General features: G+C 68.5%; 16 protein-coding genes. 4 read left to right on the top strand and 12 right to left on the bottom strand.

All coding sequences use genetic code 11. The features are described from left to right. Positions 1–58: 58 nt before the first annotated feature. Together fdnG and ACSFBM_RS13135 are read right to left on the bottom strand one after the other, a co-directional pair. Positions 59–3,136, bottom strand: coding sequence for a formate dehydrogenase-N subunit alpha (fdnG, locus tag ACSFBM_RS13140; RefSeq protein WP_435484721.1), 3,078 nt, complete (start codon positions 3,134–3,136; stop codon positions 59–61). 85 nt (positions 3,137–3,221) lie between these two features. Further along, complete coding sequence (locus ACSFBM_RS13135; protein WP_435484720.1) at positions 3,222–3,536, bottom strand: hypothetical protein; 315 nt, start codon at positions 3,534–3,536, stop codon at positions 3,222–3,224. A 210-nt stretch (positions 3,537–3,746) separates the two neighbouring features. Here ACSFBM_RS13135 and ACSFBM_RS13130 point away from each other — a divergent pair, with 210 nt between their 5' ends. Next, positions 3,747–6,263 carry an ABC transporter permease gene (locus tag ACSFBM_RS13130; protein ID WP_435484719.1) on the top strand — a complete coding sequence of 839 codons (2,517 nt, stop codon included), beginning with the start codon at positions 3,747–3,749 and terminating at the stop codon, positions 6,261–6,263. A gap of 115 nt (positions 6,264–6,378) precedes the next feature. Then, the gene (locus tag ACSFBM_RS13125) at positions 6,379–7,860 is read left to right on the top strand and encodes an ATP-dependent nuclease (RefSeq protein ID WP_435484718.1); all 1,482 of its coding nucleotides are present in this window, start codon (positions 6,379–6,381) and stop codon (positions 7,858–7,860) included. A gap of 24 nt (positions 7,861–7,884) precedes the next feature. Here the strand turns inward: ACSFBM_RS13125 and ACSFBM_RS13120 are convergent, their stop codons facing one another. Genes ACSFBM_RS13120 through ACSFBM_RS13110 form a run of 3 tightly spaced genes read right to left on the bottom strand, consistent with a single transcriptional unit; the run spans position 7,885 to position 10,312 of the window. Then, positions 7,885–8,007 carry a hypothetical protein gene (locus tag ACSFBM_RS13120; protein ID WP_435484717.1) on the bottom strand — a complete coding sequence of 41 codons (123 nt, stop codon included), beginning with the start codon at positions 8,005–8,007 and terminating at the stop codon, positions 7,885–7,887. Continuing rightward, positions 8,004–9,368: an HD-GYP domain-containing protein gene (locus ACSFBM_RS13115; RefSeq protein WP_435484716.1), complete on the bottom strand. Its 1,365-nt coding sequence runs from the start codon at positions 9,366–9,368 to the stop codon at positions 8,004–8,006. Before ACSFBM_RS13115 ends, ACSFBM_RS13120 begins: the two co-directional genes overlap by 4 nt. A 38-nt stretch (positions 9,369–9,406) precedes the next feature. Continuing rightward, the gene (locus tag ACSFBM_RS13110; protein WP_435484715.1) at positions 9,407–10,312 is read right to left on the bottom strand and encodes a LysR family transcriptional regulator; all 906 of its coding nucleotides are present in this window, start codon (positions 10,310–10,312) and stop codon (positions 9,407–9,409) included. Between the two features lie 112 nt (positions 10,313–10,424). On the opposite strand from ACSFBM_RS13110, the gene ACSFBM_RS13105 reads away from it, so the two are divergent. Next, positions 10,425–11,942: an MFS transporter gene (locus ACSFBM_RS13105; protein ID WP_435484714.1), complete on the top strand. Its 1,518-nt coding sequence runs from the start codon at positions 10,425–10,427 to the stop codon at positions 11,940–11,942. Positions 11,943–12,118: 176 nt separating this feature from the next. Further along, positions 12,119–12,343: a SlyX family protein gene (locus ACSFBM_RS13100; protein ID WP_435436115.1), complete on the top strand. Its 225-nt coding sequence runs from the start codon at positions 12,119–12,121 to the stop codon at positions 12,341–12,343. Between the two features lie 35 nt (positions 12,344–12,378). Here ACSFBM_RS13100 and trhA read toward each other — a convergent pair whose 3' ends face one another. The 7 genes from trhA to cyoB all read right to left on the bottom strand — a co-directional run bounded on the left by trhA (position 12,379) and on the right by cyoB (position 18,958). Further along, entirely contained in the window at positions 12,379–13,065 is a 687-nt protein-coding gene (gene trhA, locus ACSFBM_RS13095) for a PAQR family membrane homeostasis protein TrhA (RefSeq protein ID WP_435484713.1), read from the bottom strand. A 74-nt stretch (positions 13,066–13,139) separates the two neighbouring features. Then, positions 13,140–13,685, bottom strand: a complete 546-nt coding sequence (locus tag ACSFBM_RS13090; RefSeq protein WP_435484712.1) for a response regulator transcription factor — start codon at positions 13,683–13,685, stop codon at positions 13,140–13,142. Then, positions 13,666–15,111, bottom strand: a complete 1,446-nt coding sequence (locus ACSFBM_RS13085; RefSeq protein ID WP_435484711.1) for an ATP-binding protein — start codon at positions 15,109–15,111, stop codon at positions 13,666–13,668. The genes ACSFBM_RS13090 and ACSFBM_RS13085 overlap by 20 nt, the downstream gene beginning before the upstream one ends. 29 nt (positions 15,112–15,140) lie before the next feature. Further along, the gene (locus tag ACSFBM_RS13080) at positions 15,141–15,911 is read right to left on the bottom strand and encodes an SURF1 family protein (protein WP_435484710.1); all 771 of its coding nucleotides are present in this window, start codon (positions 15,909–15,911) and stop codon (positions 15,141–15,143) included. Then, entirely contained in the window at positions 15,908–16,303 is a 396-nt protein-coding gene (cyoD, locus tag ACSFBM_RS13075) for a cytochrome o ubiquinol oxidase subunit IV (protein WP_435484709.1), read from the bottom strand. The genes ACSFBM_RS13080 and cyoD overlap by 4 nt, the downstream gene beginning before the upstream one ends. Next, the gene (cyoC, locus tag ACSFBM_RS13070; protein ID WP_435484708.1) at positions 16,300–16,962 is read right to left on the bottom strand and encodes a cytochrome o ubiquinol oxidase subunit III; all 663 of its coding nucleotides are present in this window, start codon (positions 16,960–16,962) and stop codon (positions 16,300–16,302) included. The genes cyoD and cyoC overlap by 4 nt, the downstream gene beginning before the upstream one ends. Next, positions 16,955–18,958, bottom strand: coding sequence for a cytochrome o ubiquinol oxidase subunit I (gene cyoB, locus ACSFBM_RS13065; RefSeq protein WP_435484707.1), 2,004 nt, complete (start codon positions 18,956–18,958; stop codon positions 16,955–16,957). The genes cyoC and cyoB overlap by 8 nt, the downstream gene beginning before the upstream one ends.

Genomic DNA, 18,958 nt, shown 5'->3' with positions numbered 1-18,958 from the left:
CCCCGGAAGGGGAGGGAGAAAGACGAAGGCATCGAGGGCGTTGAAGAACTGCTTCATCTCACGCCTTCTCGATGTTCACAGTGAACGACTTGTACTCCGGCGTCTGCGTGTTCGCGTCTCCCACGAAGGGCGTGAGCGTGTTCACCAGGTAGCCCGGCTTCGCGATGCCGACAAAGCCCCAATGGTTCGGCAGCCCCACCGTGTGCACCGTGCGGCCGTCCACCTGCAGGCCGACGATGCGCTTGGTCACGACCGCCACCGCCTTGATGTGGCCGCGCTTGCTCCACACCTTGACCATGTCCCCGTGTGCGATGCCCTTGTCCTTCGCCAGCTCCTCGCCGATCTCCACGAACTGCTGCGGCTGGATGATGGCCGAGGTGCGCACGTTCTTGGTCCAGTAGTGGAAGTGCTCGGTCAGCCGGTAGCTGGTCGCCACGTACGGAAAGTCCGCCGGCACGCCGAGCCGCTCGAGGTCGCCCTTGAAGATGCGTGCCGCAGGGTTGGCGCGCGCCACCGCGTTGTTCGGGTGCATCAGGTTGTTGACCAGCGGCGACTCGAAGGGCTCGTAGTGTTCCGGCAGCGGCCCTTCGGCCATGCCGGTGGGCGCGAAGAGCCGCGCCACGCCCTCGGCCGTCATGATGAACGGGCGCACTGCCTCGGCTTCCATCGGGTTGGCGTCGGGCCGGATGTCGGGAATGTCGGAGCCCCCCCACTTGGTGCCGTCCCAGGCGATGAGGCCGCGCCTGGCGATCCACGGCTTGCCGGTGGTGGGATCGGTCGAGGCGGCGTTGTACAGGATGCGCCGGTTCGCCGGCCAGGCCCACGACCAGTTCAGCGCCTGGCCGATGCCGTAGGGGTCGGCGTTGTCGCGCCGCGCCATCTGGTTGCCGGCCTGCGTCCACGCGCCGCTGTAGATCCAGCAGCCGCTGGCCGTGCTGCCGTCGTCGCGCAAGAGGCCGAAGCCGGAGAGCTGTTCGCCCGCCTTGGCTGTCGGCGGCTTGCTCGGGTCCTTAGGGTCGACCAGGTCGACCAGCGCGCGGCCGTTGTATTCCATCGCCAGCTCTTGCGCCGAAGGCGAATGCGGGATCTTGTACGGCCAGGTCAGCTTGACGATCGGGTCGGGGAAGGCGCCGCCGTCCTTGATGTACGCCGTGCGAATGCGGTTGAAGATGCCCGCCACGATCTCGATGTCGCCCTTGGCCTCGCCCGGCGGCTCCGCGCCCTTGTAGTGCCATTGCAACCAGCGGCTGGAGTTGGTGAGCGAGCCGTCTTCCTCCGCGAAGCAGGTCGAGGGCAGGCGGAACACCGTGGTCTGGATGTCCGCGGTCTTCACGTCGTTGAACTCGCCGAAGTTGCGCCAGAACTCGCTGGTCTCGGTGACCAGCGGGTCGATGGTGACCAGGAACTTGAGCTTGGAGAGGCCGTCGACGATCTTCTTCTTGTCGGGGAACGAGCCCACCGGGTTGAAGCCCTGGCAGATGTAGCCGTTGAGCTTGCCCTGGTTCATGAGCTCGAAGGCCTGCAGGATGTCGTAGAGCTTGTCGATCTTCGGCAGGTAGTGGAAGCCCCACTCGTTCTCCGCCGTGGCCGCGTTGCCCCACCACGCCTTCTGCATGCTGACGAAGAACTTCGGGTAGTTCTGCCAGTAGCTCATCTGGTTGGGGCGCAGCGGCTTCAGCGCGCGGGTCTTGTAGTAGTCCTCCAGCGTCTGCTCGCTGTCACGCGCCAGCGACATGTAGCCCGGCAGCGAGTTCGACAGCAGCCCCAGGTCCGTCAGGCCCTGGATGTTGCTGTGCCCGCGCAGCGCGTTCATGCCCCCGCCCGCCACGCCGATGTTGCCCAGCAGCAGCTGCACGATGGCGGCGGTGCGGATCATCTGCGAGCCCTGGCTGTGCTGCGTCCACCCGAGCGCATACAGGATGGTCATGGTGCGCGTGGACGTGCTGGTGCTCGCGATGTACTCGCACACCTTCAAAAACTTGTCCTGCGGGGTGCCCGTGATGCGGCTCACCAGCTCGGGCGTGTAGCGCGAATAGTGCCGCTTCATGACCTGCAGCACGCACTGCGGGTCCTGCATGGTCATGTCGACCCTGGCCATGCCGGCCTCGTCGAGCGCGTAGTTCCACGACTTGGGGTCGTAGTTGCGCTTCTCGGCGTTGTAGCCGCTGAAGATGCCATCCTCGAACTTGTAGTCAGGCCCGACGATGAACGGCGCGTTGGTGTAGTTGCGCACGTACTCGGTCTGGATCTTCTCGTTGCCCAGCAGGTAGTTGATGACCCCGGCCAGGAACGCGATGTCCGAGCCCGCGCGCACCGGGGCGTAGTAGTCGGCCATGGCGGCCGAGCGCGTGAAGCGCGGGTCGACCACGACCAGGCGTGCCTTGTTCTGCTTCTTGGCCTCGATCACCCACTTGAAGCCGCACGGATGCGCTTCCGCCGCGTTGCCGCCCATGATCAGCACGACATCCGCGTTCTGGATGTCCTGCCAGTGGTTGGTCATTGCGCCTCTGCCGAACGTCGGGGCCAGACTGGCCACCGTGGGTCCGTGTCAAACGCGTGCCTGGTTGTCGAAGACCAGCATTCCGGTCGAGCGGAATGCCTTGTGGGTGATGTAGCCGGTTTCGTTGGACGAGGCCGAGGCGCACAGCATGCCGGAGCTGGTCCAGCGGTTCACCGTCTTGCCGTCGGCGTTGGTGGTCTGGAAGTTGGCGTCGCGGTCGGCCTTGAGCAGCCTGGCGATGCGGTCGAGCGCCTCGTCCCAGCCGATGCGCTTCCACTCGGTGGCGCCCGCCTCGCGCACCTCGGGGTACTTCAGGCGGTTGGGGCTGTGCACGAAGTCGAGCAGGCCCGCGCCCTTGGGGCACAGCGTGCCGCGGTTCACGGGGTGGTCGGCATCGCCCTCGATGTGCAGGATGTCGGACACCACGTTCTTCGCCTTGTCGCCCAGGCTGTACATGATGATCCCGCAGCCCACCGAGCAGTAGGGGCAGGTGTTGCGCGTCTCGGTGGTGCGCGCGAGCTTGAAGTTGCGGGCCTCGGCCAGCGCGGCGGTCGGCGAGAAGCCGAGCGCCACGATGCTGGAGCCGACCAGCCCCGCGCTGCTCACGCGGAAGAATTGCCGGCGGTTCATGTCCATGACGTGACCTCCTGCAGCGGTGAAGTGGTGTGTTTCATCGGGAGCTTCTTCTTTGAAAGGGGAAACCTGGTGGCGGCGAACCGCGCTACTTGGGCGCGGTGCCGTCGCCGCCGCTCGGCGAGGGCGCCGCGCCGCCGGAGGAGCCGCCGCCGTTCGGGCCGCTCATGCCGCCGACGGCCGCGCCGCCTTCGGAGGGGCCCTTGTGTGCGGCAGAAGCGTCGACCTTGTCGCCGGAGTCGGCGGGCTTGATGCCGGCCGGACTGGCGCCTGAAGGCGCCGTGGCGGGCGCGCTCGAGGCCATGCCGGTCGTGGGCTTGGGGTCGCAGGCAGTCAGGAACAAACCTGCGGCCAGGCAAAGGCCAAAAAGGCCGACGGCTGGCAGGCGCTGGGAACGTGGCATCGACACTCCTTCGTGGGAAAGGCGATCGGACCGCAGATTGTTGGTGTGTCCCCGCGGCCACCCCTTGAATGTTCGGAGTTACGGGACGGGGATGTTTTTTTGCATCATGCGACAGTGCCTTGATGCGATCAAGTAGGCCAAGGCCGGCAATCACCCCGCAATAACCCTTGAATGCCGCCGTGTGCGGGGCTCTGGGCTATCGTCGCGGCCATGAATGCCTCCCTCCGCCTGGGTTGGCGCACGCTCTGGCGCGACCTGCGCGCCGGCGAGTTGCGCCTGTTGATCGTCGCCGTGCTGCTGGCCGTGGCCGCGCTCACGGCCGTCGGCTTTTTTGCCGACCGCCTGCAGGGCGGCCTGAAGCGCGATGCGCGCCAGCTGCTGGGCGGCGACGCGGTGGTGGTCAGCGACAACCCCACGCCCGAGGCCTTCATGGCGCAGGCGAAATCGCTGGGCCTGGAAGGCACCGGCACCTACGGCTTTCCGACCATGGCGCGGGCCGAAGACGCGCAGGGCGGCGCCAGCAAGCTGGTGGCATTGAAGGCCGTCGCGCCGGGCTACCCGCTGCGCGGCAGCCTGCAGACCTCGACCACGCTCGACGGCGCGGGCGCGGTCACGCGCGACATTCCGCCGGCGGGCGAGGTGTGGGTCGATGCCTCGCTGCTCGACTCGCTCGGCCTGAAGGTCGGCGACACCCTGCTGCTGGGCGACGCCGGCCTGCGCGTGGGCCGCGTCATCACGCTGGAGCCCGACCGCGGCGCCGGCTTCATGAGCTTCTCGCCGCGCGTGATGCTCAACCAGGCCGACGTGGCGCGCACCGCGCTCGTGCAGCCGGCCAGCCGCGTGGGCTACCGCTATGCGGTGGCCGGCAACGACGTGGCGGTGAAGCGCTTCACCGACTGGGCCGACGCCACCATCAAGAAGGGCGAGCTGCGCGGCGTGCGGCTCGACTCCTTCGAGAGCGGCCGCCCCGAGATGCGCCAGACGCTGGACCGTGCCGAGAAATTCCTGAGCCTGGTGGCGCTGCTGGCGGCGCTGCTGTCGGCCGTGGCCGTGGCGCTGGCCGCACGCGGCTTCGCGGCCAGCCACCTGGACGACTGCGCCATGCTGCGCGTGCTGGGCCAGAGCCAGCGCACCATCGCCATGGCCTATGCCTTCGAATTCGCGGTGATCGGCCTGGTGGCCAGCGCGTTGGGCGTGGCCATCGGCTTCGCGGTGCACTACGTGTTCGTGCTGCTGCTGGCCGGCCTGGTCGAGACCGCGCTGCCGGCCGCCACGCTGTGGCCCGTGGCCTTCGGCCTGGGCATGGGCCTCACGCTGCTGTTCGCCTTCGGCCTGCCGCCGGTGCTGCAGCTGGCCAAGGTGCCGCCGCTGCGCGTGATCCGGCGCGACGTCGGCGGGCTCAAGCCGGCGTCGCTGGCGGTGCTGGGCGTGGGCGTGGCAGGCTTCGCGGCCTTGCTGATGGCGGCCAGCAGCGACCTCAAGCTGGGGCTGATCGCGGTCGGCGGTTTCGCGGCCGCGGTGGCCGTGTTCGCGTTGCTGAGCTGGCTGGCGGTGAAGGTGCTGCGCCGCAGCGTGAACGAAACCACCGCGCCGCGCTGGCTGGTGCTGGCCACACGGCAGATCTCCGCGCGGCCGGCCTATGCGGTGGTGCAGGTCAGCGCGCTGTCCGTCGGGCTGCTGGCGCTGGTGCTGCTGGTGCTGCTGCGCACCGACCTGGTGGCCAGCTGGCGCAAGGCCACGCCGCCCGACGCGCCGAACCGCTTCGTCATCAACGTCATGCCCGACCAGAGCGACGCCTTCCAGAAGTCGCTGCGCGACGCCGGCGTGGCCAAGTTCGACTGGTACCCGATGATCCGCGGCCGCCTGGTCGCCATCAACGACAAGCCCGTGACGCCCGACGACTACGCCGAAGACCGTGCCAAGCGCCTGGTGGACCGCGAGTTCAACCTGAGCAACGCCACGCAGGCACCCGCGCACAACGCCATCACCGCCGGAAAGTGGACGCCCGGCGCGGCCGGCGAGGTGAGCGTGGAAGAGGGCCTGGCCGAGACGCTGGGCCTGAAGCTGGGCGACAGCCTGCGCTTCGACATCGGCGGCATGCAGAACGATGCGCGCGTCACCTCGCTGCGCAAGGTCGACTGGGGCTCGCTGCACGCCAACTTCTTCGTGATGTACACCGTGGCCTCGCTGGCCGACGTGCCGGTGACCTACATGGGCGCCTTCCGCGCGCCCGAGACCAGGGGCTTCGACAACGCCCTGGTGCGCAGCTACCCCAACGTGACCAACGTGGACATGAGCGCGACCATCAACCAGGTGCAGCGCGTGCTCGACCAGGTGATCCGCGCGGTCGAGTTCCTGTTCGGCTTCACGCTGGCGGCCGGCCTTGTGGTGTTGTTCGCGGCGGTGACGGCCACGCGCGAAGAGCGCGCGCGCGAGTTCGCCGTGATGCGCGCTGTGGGCGCGCGCGCCAGCCTGCTGCGGCAGGTGCAGCGCGCCGAGCTGGTGGGGGTCGGGCTGCTCGCGGGCTTTCTTGCCAGCATCGTGGCCTCGGTGATCGGCTGGGCGCTGGCGCGCTATGTGTTCGAGTTCACCTGGACCGCGTCGCCGCTGGTGCCCGTTGCCGGCGCGCTGGCCGGCGCGGTGCTGGCGCTGGGCGCGGGCTGGTGGGGCCTGCGCGACGTGCTGCGCCGGCCCGTGGTCGACACGCTGCGGCGCGCGTCCGAGTAGCAACGCTCAGCGCGGGACAGCGCCGCGCAGTTTTTTTCTTCTGGGGTCGAGGCTGCGGGGTCGGGGATGCAATACATTCCCCGACCCCGTATTCAATTCAGAAGAGAACCCCTGCATGCGCTTGGCGTCATTCCAGATCACCAACTTTCGCTCGATCCACGACAGCGGCCTCATCGATTCCTCGCAGATCACGGCGATCCTCGGTCGAAATGACAGCGGCAAGTCGAACCTGCTGCGCGCACTGCACAGCCTGAACCCGGCCGAGGGCCTGGCCGAGCTGAGCCCCATCAAGGACTTTCCGCGCCACCGGCGCCTGGACGAGTGCACCGGCGACACGCCGGTCGTCTTCACGCGCTGGGCGCTGGACGACAGCGAGCAGGCCGCGCTGGCCGACATGCTTCCGCGCGCGGCCGGTGTGCGCCACGTCACCGCGAGCCGTGGCTACGGCGCGGCGCGCTCGGCCGGGCTCGAAGGGCTCGCGGCGCTGTCGCTCGACGTGAGCGACATCAAGGGCAAGGTGCGCAAGATCGTGCCGGCCGTGAAGGCCGCCGCCGAGAAGGTCGCGGAAGAGGCGAAGGCCGCACTGGAGCAGGCGGCCGACACCTTCGACGCCGTGATGATCATGAGCCCCGACTACATCCGGTGGTCCGCCGGTGCGGTCGCGGCGGTGCAGGCATTGCGCCGTGCGCTGGCCGCGGCGGGCGCCGAGCTCAGCGACAAGCAGGACCAGATGCTGGCCGAGCTGGAAGACATGGCCCTGGCCATCGCCAACGACGCACCGGCGCTGGCCAGGGCGCAGGCCTGGGTGCTGGAGAAGCTGCCGCGCTTCGTCTACGTCGACGAGTACCCGGCGCTGCCCGGGCGCCAGAACATCGCCGAGTACCTGGGGCGCCAGGGCTGGGGCCAGCTCACGCCCGCGCAACGCAGCTTCGGCCAGCTGTGCAAGGTGGCGGGGCTGGACCCGCAACGGCTGCAGGACCTGCTCGAGAAGAACGACCTGGCCACGCGCAACCAGCTGGCCAACCGCGCCGGCGCGGTGGTGACGGCCGAGATCCGCCGGCTGTGGAGGGACCGGGCGTTGAAGGTGCGCTTCAACCTCGACGGGCAGCACCTGGACACGCTGGTGTCCGACCCGGGCGACGCCTACGAGGTGGAGGTGAACCTCGATGAGCGCAGCCGTGGCTTCCAGTGGTTCTTCTCGTTCTACGTCGCGTTCTTCGCCGACACCCAGGGCGGCCGGGCGCAGGACGCCGTGCTGCTGCTGGACGAGCCCGGGCTGCACCTGCACGCCCACTCTCAGGCCGACCTGCTGGCGCACTTCGAGAAGGACTTCGGCAGCCAGATCCTTTACACCACGCACTCGCCGTTCATGGTGCCCGTGCACCGGCCCGACGCGGTGCGCACGGCCAGCAGGAGCGAGCGCGCCGGCACCACGGTGAGCAATGGGGCCGAGGGCGATGCGCGCACGCGGTTTGCGCTGACGGCCGCGCTGGCGTTGAGCCGGATGGCGGCCGAGGCTGCGCCGGTGGCCGTGCCCGCCACTGCGCCGGCGGCTGTTCCTGCACCCGCCCCGGCGGCGATCGCAGAGCCGGCCTGATCCGCCGCGCCAGGGCCTGAGCGTTCAGGCCCGGCTGTCCGCCGCTTCCAGCCGCGCCATGGCCTGGTTCACCGCGCCCAGGCGCATGTTCTGGGTGAGCGAGGCCTCGACCGCGAATTGCGCGGCAGCCCATCGTTCAAAGCTCACCCGACCACCCGCTTCAGTGCCTCGAAGCAGGCCGGGTCGATGGCGGTGCCGACGCTCGCGGCCATCACCGTGAGCGCTCCGGCGAGCGGAACCGCAGCGCGGTAGGGGCGCGTGGCGCAGAGCGCATCGAAGATGTCCGCGGTCGTGATGATGCGTGTCTCCAGCGGGATCTGTTCCGCCTTCAGCCCGCGTGGATAGCCCGTGCCGTCGAGCCGCTCGTGGTGGGCTGCGGCGATGCGTCCGAGGTCGCCGAAGGCACCGATGCGCGACAGGATCGTTTCGGTGTGCTGCGCATGCCGCCGCACGGCGTCCCATTCGGCGCGGTCCAGCTTGCCGGGCTTGTCGAGCACCGCGTTGCTCACACCCAGCTTGCCGACGTCGTGCAGCAGGGCGCCGCGGCGCAGCCAGCGCCGGCGCGCGGGCGCAAGGCCGAATTGTTGGGCGATGCTGTCCACGCTGGCGGCCACGCGCGCGCTGTGGCCGGCCATGAACGGGCTCTTGCCGTCCACCACCTCGCCGAAGGCTTCGGCGATGTCATCGAGATAGCCGTCGTCCAGCGCGACCCGGCCCCTGGCCGGTTCCATCGCGAACACGCGGGCCTCCAAAGCCGGCGAAGCCAGGCGGTGCCAGAACAGGGGGTCGAGCGCGACGTGGTCGAACGCCGCCACCAGCGACGGGTCGAACCAGGTGCCCGCGCGGCGGCGCACTTCATGAATGGCCAGGGGAGCGTGCCCCGCGCCATGGAGCACCTCCACCGCCTGCGACAGCAACGCGATGCGCGCATGCAGCGGAATGGCATCGCCCTTGAGTTGTTGCGGGTGTCCGCTGCCGTCCCAGTGTTCGTCCAGGCTTGCGATGCCTTGCGCCACCGGCTCGCCGAAGCGCAACCGCCGGGCGATGCCCGCGCCGCGCGTGCACCGGGTGCGAATGAGCTCGTCCGCAATCAGCGGGCCGTTGCGCAGCACGTGCAGCAGCCCGCGCAGCCGGGCCGGCAGGCAGGCCTTCGAGCCGGTGTGCCTGAACACGAAGCGCAGCATGCGCGGCCAGCTGTCGCCGACCTCCTTGAACTCGCGCTTGAAGCGCAGGTCGTCGGTCATGTACAGCTCGGAAATGCGCGCTGCATTGCTGCTGCAGCCCAGGTCCTTGAGAAGCACGGTGTAGTACAGGTCGCGCAACGACGCCTCGTCCAGGCCGATCTGCCGCCCGATGTTCATGCCGATCCAGCAGGCGCGCACGCAATGCCCCCTCGGCTGGCCCGAGGTGAGGTCCAGCGCGTGGCTCAGGGGCCCGATGAGTTCGGACAGCGCGAGGCCGCCGGCCGTGAACGCCTGCGAGTCCGGGAAGGCGTGGGAGGAAGGCATCTCCGTGTTATCGGCACGGCCGCCGGAAACTTTAAGCCTTAGTTCTCAATGCCGGTGGCGTCGCCGGTTGGCTTGAACATGTGCTCGCCCGCGAAATCCACGAACGCGCGCACCTTGGGCGAGAGCTGCCGGCTCGACGGCCACAGCGCCGAGAACTGGCCCTGGCGCACCAGGTGCGTGGTCAGCACACGCTGGAGTTCGCCACGGCGCAGCGCATCGCGCGCCAGGAAGTCGGGCATGTAGGCCACGCCGAGGCCCGCGATGGCCGCGCCCAGCATGGCCTCCATGTTGTTGCACAGCAGGCCCGGCGGCAGCTGTTCGGGCAGGCCGGGCAGGTCCCATTCCTCGACCTTGCCGCCGGTGACGAATTTGTAGCGCAGGCAGTCGTGCTGCGCGAGGTCGGCCGGCACCTGCGGCACGCCGTGGCGCGCCAGGTAGGCGGGCGACGCCGCCAGCACGAAATGGAACGGGCCGAGCCGGCGCGCGACCAGCTGCGAATCGACCAGCTCGCCGCTGCGTATCGCCACGTCCACGCCTTCGGCGATCACGTCGACCAGCCGGTCGTTGAAGTCGAGGTCGAGTTCGATCTCGGGAAAGCGCGCCTTGAAGGCCGGCAGCACCGGCAGCAAAAAGCGGTAGCCGATGGTCGGCAGGCTCACGCGCAGGCGGCCACGCGGCGCGGCCACGGCGTCCTGCATCATGGCGCGCGCGTCGTCCAGTTCGTCGAGGATGCGGCGGCAGCGCTCGTGGAACATCGCGCCTTCCTGCGTGAGCCGCGTGTGGCGCGTGGTGCGGTTGAACAGGCGCACGCCGAGCTGTTGTTCCAGCCGCGCGACGTTCTTGCCCACGGCGGAGGCCGAGATGCCCAGCAGCCGGCCGGCCTTGGCGAAGCTCAGGAGGTCTGCCGCGCGCACGAAGGATTCGAGTCCGCTGAAGCTGTCCATGGATTGGCAACCTTGGGTTGGGGGTCTGAGGATCAAAGGCGCCATTCTCATTCCATTGAATCCTTTTTATCTTTGCCCCTCCTTGTTCTTTCTGCGCGAAGGCGCTTTTTCGATGCTGTCGTCCTCCTCCAAGAACTGGCTGCTCGCCGCCGTCTGCCTGGCCGCGCTGGGCATGCCGCTGAGCTTCACCGGCCCGGCGGTGGTGCTGCCCGCCGTGCATGCCGCGCTCGGCGGCAGCCCGGTGCAGCTGAACTGGGTGACCAATGCCTTCATGCTGAGCTTCGGCGCCACGCTGATGGCCGCCGGCGCGCTGGCCGATGCGTACGGCCGCAAGCGGGTGTTCCTGCTGGGGCTCGCGGTGATGGCGCTGGGCAGTTCGCTGCTGACGCTGGCGCCGGGCATCGTGGCCTTCGACCTCGCGCGCGCCCTGCAGGGGCTGGGCTCGGCCGCGGCCTTCGCGGCGGGCACGGCCGCGCTGGCGCAGGTGTTCGACGGCGCGGCGCGCATGCGGGCGTTCAGCCTCATCGGCACCGCGTTCGGCGTGGGGCTGTCGTGCGGCTCCGCGCTGTCGGGCTGGCTGGCCGTGTCGCTCGGCTGGCAGGCCGTGATGCTGGGCCCCGGGGCCGTCAGCCTCGTGGCGCTGTGCATGGCCGCGGCCTGCATGCGCGAGTCGCGCAATCCGCACGCGATGGGCCTGGACCTGCCGGGCACCATCACCTTCACCGCCGCGCTGAGCCTGCTCACGCTGGGCGTGCTGCAGGCGCCCGACAGCGGCTGGGGCAGCCCGTGGGTCGTCGGCCCGCTGGTGGGCGCGGCGCTGATGGGTGCGGCCTTCATCGCCATCGAGCGGCGCGTGGCGCACCCGATGCTCGACCTGACGCTGTTCCGCTTTCCGCGCTTCGTCGGCGTGCAGCTGCTGGCCGCGGCGCCGGCCTATGGCTTCGTGGTGCTGCTGGTGCTGCTGCCGATCCGCTTCATCGGGCTGGAAGGGCGCAGCGCGCTGGAGGCGGGCAGCATCATGTTCGCGCTGTCGGGGCCGATCCTCGTGGTGCCGACGCTGGCCGCGTGGCTGGCGCACCGGTTCTCGGCCGGGGCGATTTCCGCGGTCGGGCTGCTGGTGTGCGCGGCCGGGCTGGTCTGGCTGAGCCGCTGCGCGCCGGGCGCGCCGCTGCACGAACTGGCCGGGGCGCTGCTGCTGATCGGCGCGGGCATCGGCCTGCCTTGGGGCCTGATGGACGGGCTGGCCGTGAGCGTGGTGCCGCGCGAGCGCGCGGGCATGGCGTCGGGCATCTTCAACACGGTGCGGGTGGCGGGCGAGGGCATTGCGCTGGCGCTGGTCGGGGCGGGGCTCGCGGCGCTGGTGGCGGCGCAGCTGGGGCGCCTGGGCCATGACGCCGGGGCGTCGCAGGCGGCCCAGCGCATGACGACGGGCGACCTGTCGCAGGCGATGGCGTTGCTGCCCGGCATCGACCGCGCGGTGCTGCTTCAGGCGTACGGCGCTGCGTTCGGCACCTTGCTGTGCGTGCTGGCGGGGGTGACGGTGCTGACGGCGCTGGTGGTGTTCGTGTTCCTGCGCGGCGAGGCGCAGACGCAAGAGGCGGCGGGGGCGTTGAAGTCGCCGGCTTGCTGAGGGGACGTCTTGCTCCTTCCCCTCACGGGGGAAGGCTGGGATGGGGGCACGCGGCCTTCGCAAAAGCCGCTGGTGTTTGACATGCCGCTTGCCCCCACCCCAGCCCTCCCCCGGAAGGGTAGGGAGCAGGGCAGGGCGTCACAAGGAAGCACTCGATCTTCCTGTCCAATAGCGGCATGGACCATTCACCGAACGCGCTCGCAGAGCGGCTGACCGAGCTCGAAATCAAGGCCAGCTACGCCGACGACCTGCTCGAGCAACTGAACATGACGATCTACCGCCAGCAGGAACAGATCGACCGGCTGATCCGGCAGGTTGCGCAACTGCGCGAGCAGAGCCAGAACGCGATGCAGGACGGCTCGGGGAGCAATCCTCGCGACGAGTTGCCGCCGCATTACTGAGGCGCAGGCTCAGCCGTGCGCGCCGAGGCAGGCGCTCAGCCGTGCGCGTGCCAGAGCACGGCGAAGAAGTGGCAGGTGCTGCCCGCGAGCACGAACAGGTGCCACACCGAATGCGCAAAGCGCACCTTGTTGTCGAACAGGAACACCACGGCGCCCGCCGTGTAGAAGAGCCCGCCGGCCACCAGCCAGCCCAGCCCCGCCGCCGACATGCGCTCGTACAGCGGCACGGCCGCCATCAGCGCCATCCAGCCCATGGCCACGTACAGCCCGGTCGACCACAGCGGATGCTGCAACCGGTTGAACAGCTTGGCGCTCACGCCCAGCACCGCGGCCGCGCAAATGGCGCCGAACAGCGTCCAGCCCAGCGGCCCGCGCAGCACGCCGAACAGGAAGGGCATGTAGCTGCCCGCGATGAACAGGTAGATGGCCGCGTGGTCCAGCCGGTTGAACCAGGCCTTGGCGCGGCCCATGGGCAGCGCGTGGTACAGCGTGGAAACCAGGTACAGCACGATCGCCGTGCCCGCGAACATGCAGGCGCCGACCACGCCCGCGGCCTGCCCCTTCTGCGCCGCGCTGTAGACCAGCACCGGCAACGAGGCAATGGCCAGCACCAGGCCCAGGCCGTGGCTCAGCGCGTTGAAGAGTTCTTCCATCGCCGTCTGGTCGCGTGCCGCCAGGAGGGTGCTGCGTGCCGCGGGTTGCGTCTGTGAAGGAGCTGTCATCGATACCTCATGCGCGTGGGGTGGATGTGGGGAGCCGGTTTGCAAGAACCGCACCGTGCCGGTTTGGCCCGGCCCTATTTGACCTGCTGCTTGCCCAGCTTGCGCGCCAGCGTGCGCCGGTGCATGCCGAGCCTGCGCGCGGTCTCCGAGATGTTGAAGCCGGTCTCGGCCAGCGTTTCGTGGATGCGCTCCCATTCGAGCGTCTTGATCGAGGTCGAGCGGTTGGTCAGCTCCACCTCGGTGGTGCCGGCCGCACGGCCGAAGGCGGCCTCGATGTCGTCGGTGTTCGACGGCTTGGCCAGGTAGTGGCAGGCGCCCAGCTTGATGGCCTCCACCGCGGTGGCGATGCTGGCGAAGCCCGTGAGCACCACGATCAGCATCTTGGGGTTGTGACGGTGCAGGATCTGCACGCAGGCCAGGCCCGAGGCCTCGCCGTTGAGCTTCAGGTCGACCACCGCGAAGCCGGGCGACCTGGCGGCCAGCAGGGACTCGACCTCCGCGAGGTTGGTCGCCTGCGCCACGCCGTAGCCGCGGCGCTCGAACGAGCGGCCGAGCGCGCGCGCGAAAGCGTCGTCGTCCTCGACGATCAGCAACTGGCGCTCAGCTTCGGTGTCTGTCATGGCCTTCCGATTCGATGGTTCCGCTCTGCGGGAGGGCGTCGTTCCCGACGAACGCGACGTCCTCCTCTTCCTCTTCTTCCTCTTCCAGCACGATCGCCGCCAGCGGCAGCGTGATCTTCACGATGGCGCCGCCTTCGGGCCGGTTGAGCGCCGCGACGCGTCCGCCCACCGTGCGCGCCACGTTGACGACCAGAAACAGCCCCAGGCCGCCGCCGGGGCGGCCCTTGCTCGACTGGTAGGGTTTGCCGAACTCCTTCAGGATGGCCGGCAGGAAGCCGGGGCCCGCGTCGGTGACGGTGATGGTCAGCGTGTCGGCGTCGTGCGCCGCTTCCAGGCGCAGCCAGTGCGGCGACGCTTCCAGTGCATTGTCGAGGACGTTGCAGATCATCTGCTTGAGCGCCGAGTCGGAGACCATGGGCAGGTCGCGGCCAAAGCGGTTGTCGTACTCGAAGTCCTCGATGGGGCGGGTGGTGCGCCATTCCGCGACCAGGGCGTCCAGGAAGGTGCTGACGGTGGTTTCCTCGGACGACTCGCCGCGCGCCTCGCCGGCCGACAGCAGGATGCCGCTCACGATGCTCTTGCAGCGCTGGATCTGCAGTTCCATTTCGGCCACCTCGGTCAGCAGCTCGGGGTCGGAGCTGAAGTGCGGCAGCCGGCGCCAGTCGCCCAGGATCACCGCCAGCGTGGCCAGCGGCGTGCCCAGCTCATGCGCCGCGCCCGAGGCCAGCAGGCCCATGCGCACGATGTGTTCTTCTTCCGAGGCGCGCTGGCGCATGTCGGCCAGCCGCGCATCGCGTGCGCGCAGGTTGCGGCTGATGCGGGTGATGAAGATCACCAGCAGCGCCGCGTTCAGCGCAAAGCACACCAGCATGCCCTGGATGTAGGGGCTCCACAGGCCGCGGTCGTGGTCCAGCGGCAGCGCGAGCGGACGCGAGAACAGCGCCAGCAGCGCAAAGCACAGGCTGGTGATGACCACGATGGTCCAGGTTGACCAGGGCTTGAGCAGCACCGCGCCCAGCGTCACCTGCAGCAGGAACAGAAACACGAAGGGGTTGGTCGCGCCGCCGCTCAGGTAGAGCTGCGCCGTGAGCGTGGCCACGTCGATCAGCAGCGCCAGGAACAGTTCGCCGTTGGTCACGCGCCGGGGGCTGCGCGAGCGCCACAGGCTGACCATGTTGAAGAGCGCCAGGCAGGTCAGCACCTGCAGCATGTGGTCCAGCGGCAGCCGGATGGCGAAGCCGTAGTGCACCAGCAAAATGGTGACCACCTGCCCGACCACGGCGAACCAGCGCAGCTGGATCAGCTGCAGCATGTTCTGGTGGCCGGTGGCGTTGTCCAGGTTCGAGAACCCGACGCGGGGGGCAGGCAGCTCGCCCGCGACAGCCTCGGTCGTGGCGAACATCTTGGGTGGGGTGGGCGTCGGCATGGCCTGCATTTTCGCCGCACCCTTGGGGCTCACTCCGGTGACCCTCGGCGCTTCTCGTCGCGCCAGACGAACCACGCCGCGCCCAGCACCATCAGCGCCAGGCCGTACCAGGTGAAGGCATAGACCGCGTGGCTGTTGGGAAAGGCGATGACCGTCAGGCCGCCGGCGGGCCATTCGGGTGTGTCGGTGGACTGCGCTGCCTGCGCCGGTGCCGCTTCGGCGTCGATGAAGTAGGGCGCCACGTTCGTCAGGCCGCGCGCCGCGGCAATGGCCTGCACGTCGCGCGAGAACCAGCGGTCGGCCGCGGGGTCGTTCTTGCGCAGGAAGCCGCCGTTCGGCTCGGTGAGGCGCAGCAGGCCGTTGACGGTGGTCTCGCCCTGGGGCTCGGGGGCGGTGCGCGCCTTGCGTTCACGCGCTTCGGGTGGCACGAAGCCGCGGTTGACCAGCACCGTGGTGCCGTCGGCGGCCTTCAGCGGGGTGAGCACCCAGAAGCCGGCGCCGAGCCGGGTGCTGGCCTGCACCAGGGTCTCTTTGTCATGGAGGAAGGTGCCGGCGATGCGAAGGTGCCGGTACTCGTCGTTGGCCGCGCTGATGGCGGACCATTCGCCTTGCCCAGGGGCCGCGGAGGCCGGGGCGTGCACGCGCTGGTCGACGCGGGCGATGAGATCGAGCTTCCATGCGCGGCGCTCGACTTGCCAGGTGCCGAGTGCGAAGAACCCGGCGAAGGCGATGACGGCGCAGGCCGCCAGCGCCACCCGCGCGGCGGCTGAGCGGTGGTGGCGGACTGCGCTCGCCGTCAAGGCATGTTCTTCATGTCGTGCATGGACGGCATCATGTTGGTGTTCATGTGATACATGACCCACAGCGAGCCGGCCAGCGTGATGACCACGACCACGATGGTGAAGATGAGTGCCAGCAGGTTCCAGCCGCCTTCGGACTTGGCGTCCATGTGCAGGAAATACACCATGTGCACCACGATCTGCACCACGGCGAAAGCCAGGATGACCAGGGCGGTGGTGTTGGGCTTGTCGAACACCTTGGCCATCACCAGCCAGAACGGAATGGCGGTCAGGATCACGGCCAGCACGAAGCCGGTCATGTAGCCCTTGAAGGTGCTGTGGCTCACGGGGCCGTCGTCATGGTCGTCGTGGCCATGTGCGCCGTGGCCGGCGTTGTCGATATGCGCGCTCATTGCAGCGATCCCATCAGGTACACGAAGGTGAAGACGCCGATCCAGACCACGTCCAGAAAGTGCCAGAACATCGACAGGCACATCAGGCGGCGGCGGTTGGCGGCGGTGAAGCCGTGCTTGGGCAGCTGCACCATCAGCACGATGAGCCAGATGATGCCGAAGGTCACGTGCAGGCCGTGGGTGCCCACCAGCGCGAAGAACGACGACAGGAAGGCGCTGCGCTGCGGGCCGGCGCCTTCGTGGATCAGGTGCGCGAATTCATACAGCTCCAGGCCGATGAAGCCCGCGCCCAGCAGGCCGGTGATGGCCAGCCAGACCAGCACGCCGCCCATGCGGCGCTGCTGCATCTGCAGCATGGCGAAGCCGTAGGTGATGGACGACAGCAGCAGCAGCGAGGTGTTGATCGCCACCAGCGGCAGGTCGAACAGGTCGGCGCCCGAGGGGCCGGCTGCGTAGCTGCGGCCCAGCACGCCGTACACCGCGAACAGGCACGCGAAGATCAGGCAGTCGCTCATCAGGTAGAGCCAGAACCCCAGCAGGGTCCCGTTCTCCGGATGGTGGTCTTCGTTGCGGACGTTGAACAGCTCGAAGGTGGGCACGCTCGAGGCGTTGCCCACGGTGTTCGTGTGGCTGGAGGGGAGGGTGGTGCTGTTAGACATGGGCAGCCAGGAGGCGCGTGCGCGCGTCTTCGGTGCGAACCACTTCATCCGCGGGGATGTGGTAGTCGCGCTTGTAGTTGAAGGTGTGGACGATGATGGCGACCAGCATGGCGACGAAGCTCACGCCGGCCAGCAGCCACATCTGCCAGATCATGGCGAAGCCGAGCACCGCGCTCAGTGCGGCGATGACGAAGCCGGCGGCCGTGTTCTTGGGCATGTGGATCGGGCTGAAGCCGTCCAGTGCACGCTGGTAGCCGCGGGCCTTCATGTCCGACCAGGCGTCGTTGTCATGGATGCGCGGGGTGAACGCGAAGTTGTAGGCCGGCGGGGGCGACGAGGTCGACCATTCGAGCGTGCGGCCGTCCCACGGGTCGCCCGTGGTGTCGCGCAGCGAATCGCGGCGGATGTAGCTCACCACCAGCTGGATGATGAAGCACGCAATGCCCAGTGCGATCAGCACGGCGCCGAAGGCGGCGACCTGGAACCAGATCTGCAGCGACATGTCCTGGAAGTGGCTCATGCGGCGCGTGACGCCCATCAGGCCGAGCACGTACAGCGGCATGAAGGCGGTCCAGAAGCCGACGATCCAGAACCAGAACGAGCACTTGCCCCAGAACGGGTCGAGCTTGTAGCCGAAGGCCTTCGGGAACCAGTAGGTGATGCCCGCCAGCATGCCGAACAGCACGCCGCCGATGATCACGTTGTGGAAGTGGGCAATCAGGAACAGGCTGTTGTGCAGCACGAAGTCGGCCGGGGGTACCGCCAGCAGCACGCCGGTCATGCCGCCGAACACGAAGGTGATCATGAAGCCGATGGTCCACATCATGGGCAGCTCGAAACGGATCCGGCCGCGGTACATGGTGAAGAGCCAGTTGAAGATCTTCGCCCCGGTCGGGATCGAGATGATCATGGTCGTGATGCCGAAGAACGAGTTCACGCTGGCGCCGGAGCCCATTGTGAAGAAGTGGTGCAGCCACACGAGGTACGACAGGATGGTGATCACCACCGTGGCGTACACCATCGAGGCGTAGCCGAACAGGCGCTTGCCGGAGAAGGTGGAGACCACTTCCGAGAAGATGCCGAAGGCCGGCAGGATCAGGATGTACACCTCGGGGTGGCCCCAGATCCAGATCAGGTTCACGTACATCATGGCGTTGCCGCCCATGTCGTTCGTGAAGAAGTTGGTGCCGACGTAGCGGTCGAGCGACAGCAGGGCCAGCACGGCGGTCAGCACCGGGAAGGCGGCGACGATCAGCACGTTGGTGCACAGGGCGGTCCAGGTGAAGACGGGCATCTTCATCATGGTCATGCCGGGTGCGCGCATCTTCACGATGGTCGCCAGCAGGTTCACGCCCGAGAGCAACGTGCCTACCCCCGCTATCTGCAACGACCATATGTAGTAGTCGACCCCCACGTCGGGGCTGAAGATGATGCCCGACAGCGGCGGGTATGCCAGCCAGCCGGTCTTGGCGAACTCGCCCACGAACAGCGACGCCATCACGAGGCCGGCGCCGAAGGTGGTCATCCAGAAGCTGAAGTTGTTCAGGAACGGGAAGGCCACGTCGCGCGCGCCGATCTGCAGCGGCACCACGAAGTTCATGAGGCCCGTGACCAGCGGCATCGCCACGAAGAAGATCATGATCACGCCGTGGGCGGTGAAGACCTGGTCGTAGTGGTGCGGCGGCAGGAAGCCGGCGTTGTCGCCGAAGGCCATGGCCTGCTGGGCGCGCATCATCAGCGCGTCGGCAAAGCCGCGCAGCAGCATCACCAGGCCCAGGATGATGTACATGATGCCGATCTTCTTGTGGTCGATGCTGGTGATCCAGTCACGCCACAAGGGGCCCCACAGCTTGAAGTACGTCAGGGCGATGAGGACGGCGAGGCCGCCCAGCACCACGCCGCCGAAGGTTGCGAGCAGGATGGGCTCGTGGAAGGGAATCGCCTCCCAGGAGAGGCGGCCGAAGACCAGCTTCGTGAGGTCGAGGTGTTCGAGCAT

Source organism: Variovorax pasteuri (assembly GCF_051216435.1).
Classification (GTDB): domain Bacteria; phylum Pseudomonadota; class Gammaproteobacteria; order Burkholderiales; family Burkholderiaceae_C; genus Variovorax.
Note: the sequence above shows the minus strand (reverse complement) of the source record. Positions and strands in the feature narration are given on the sequence as shown.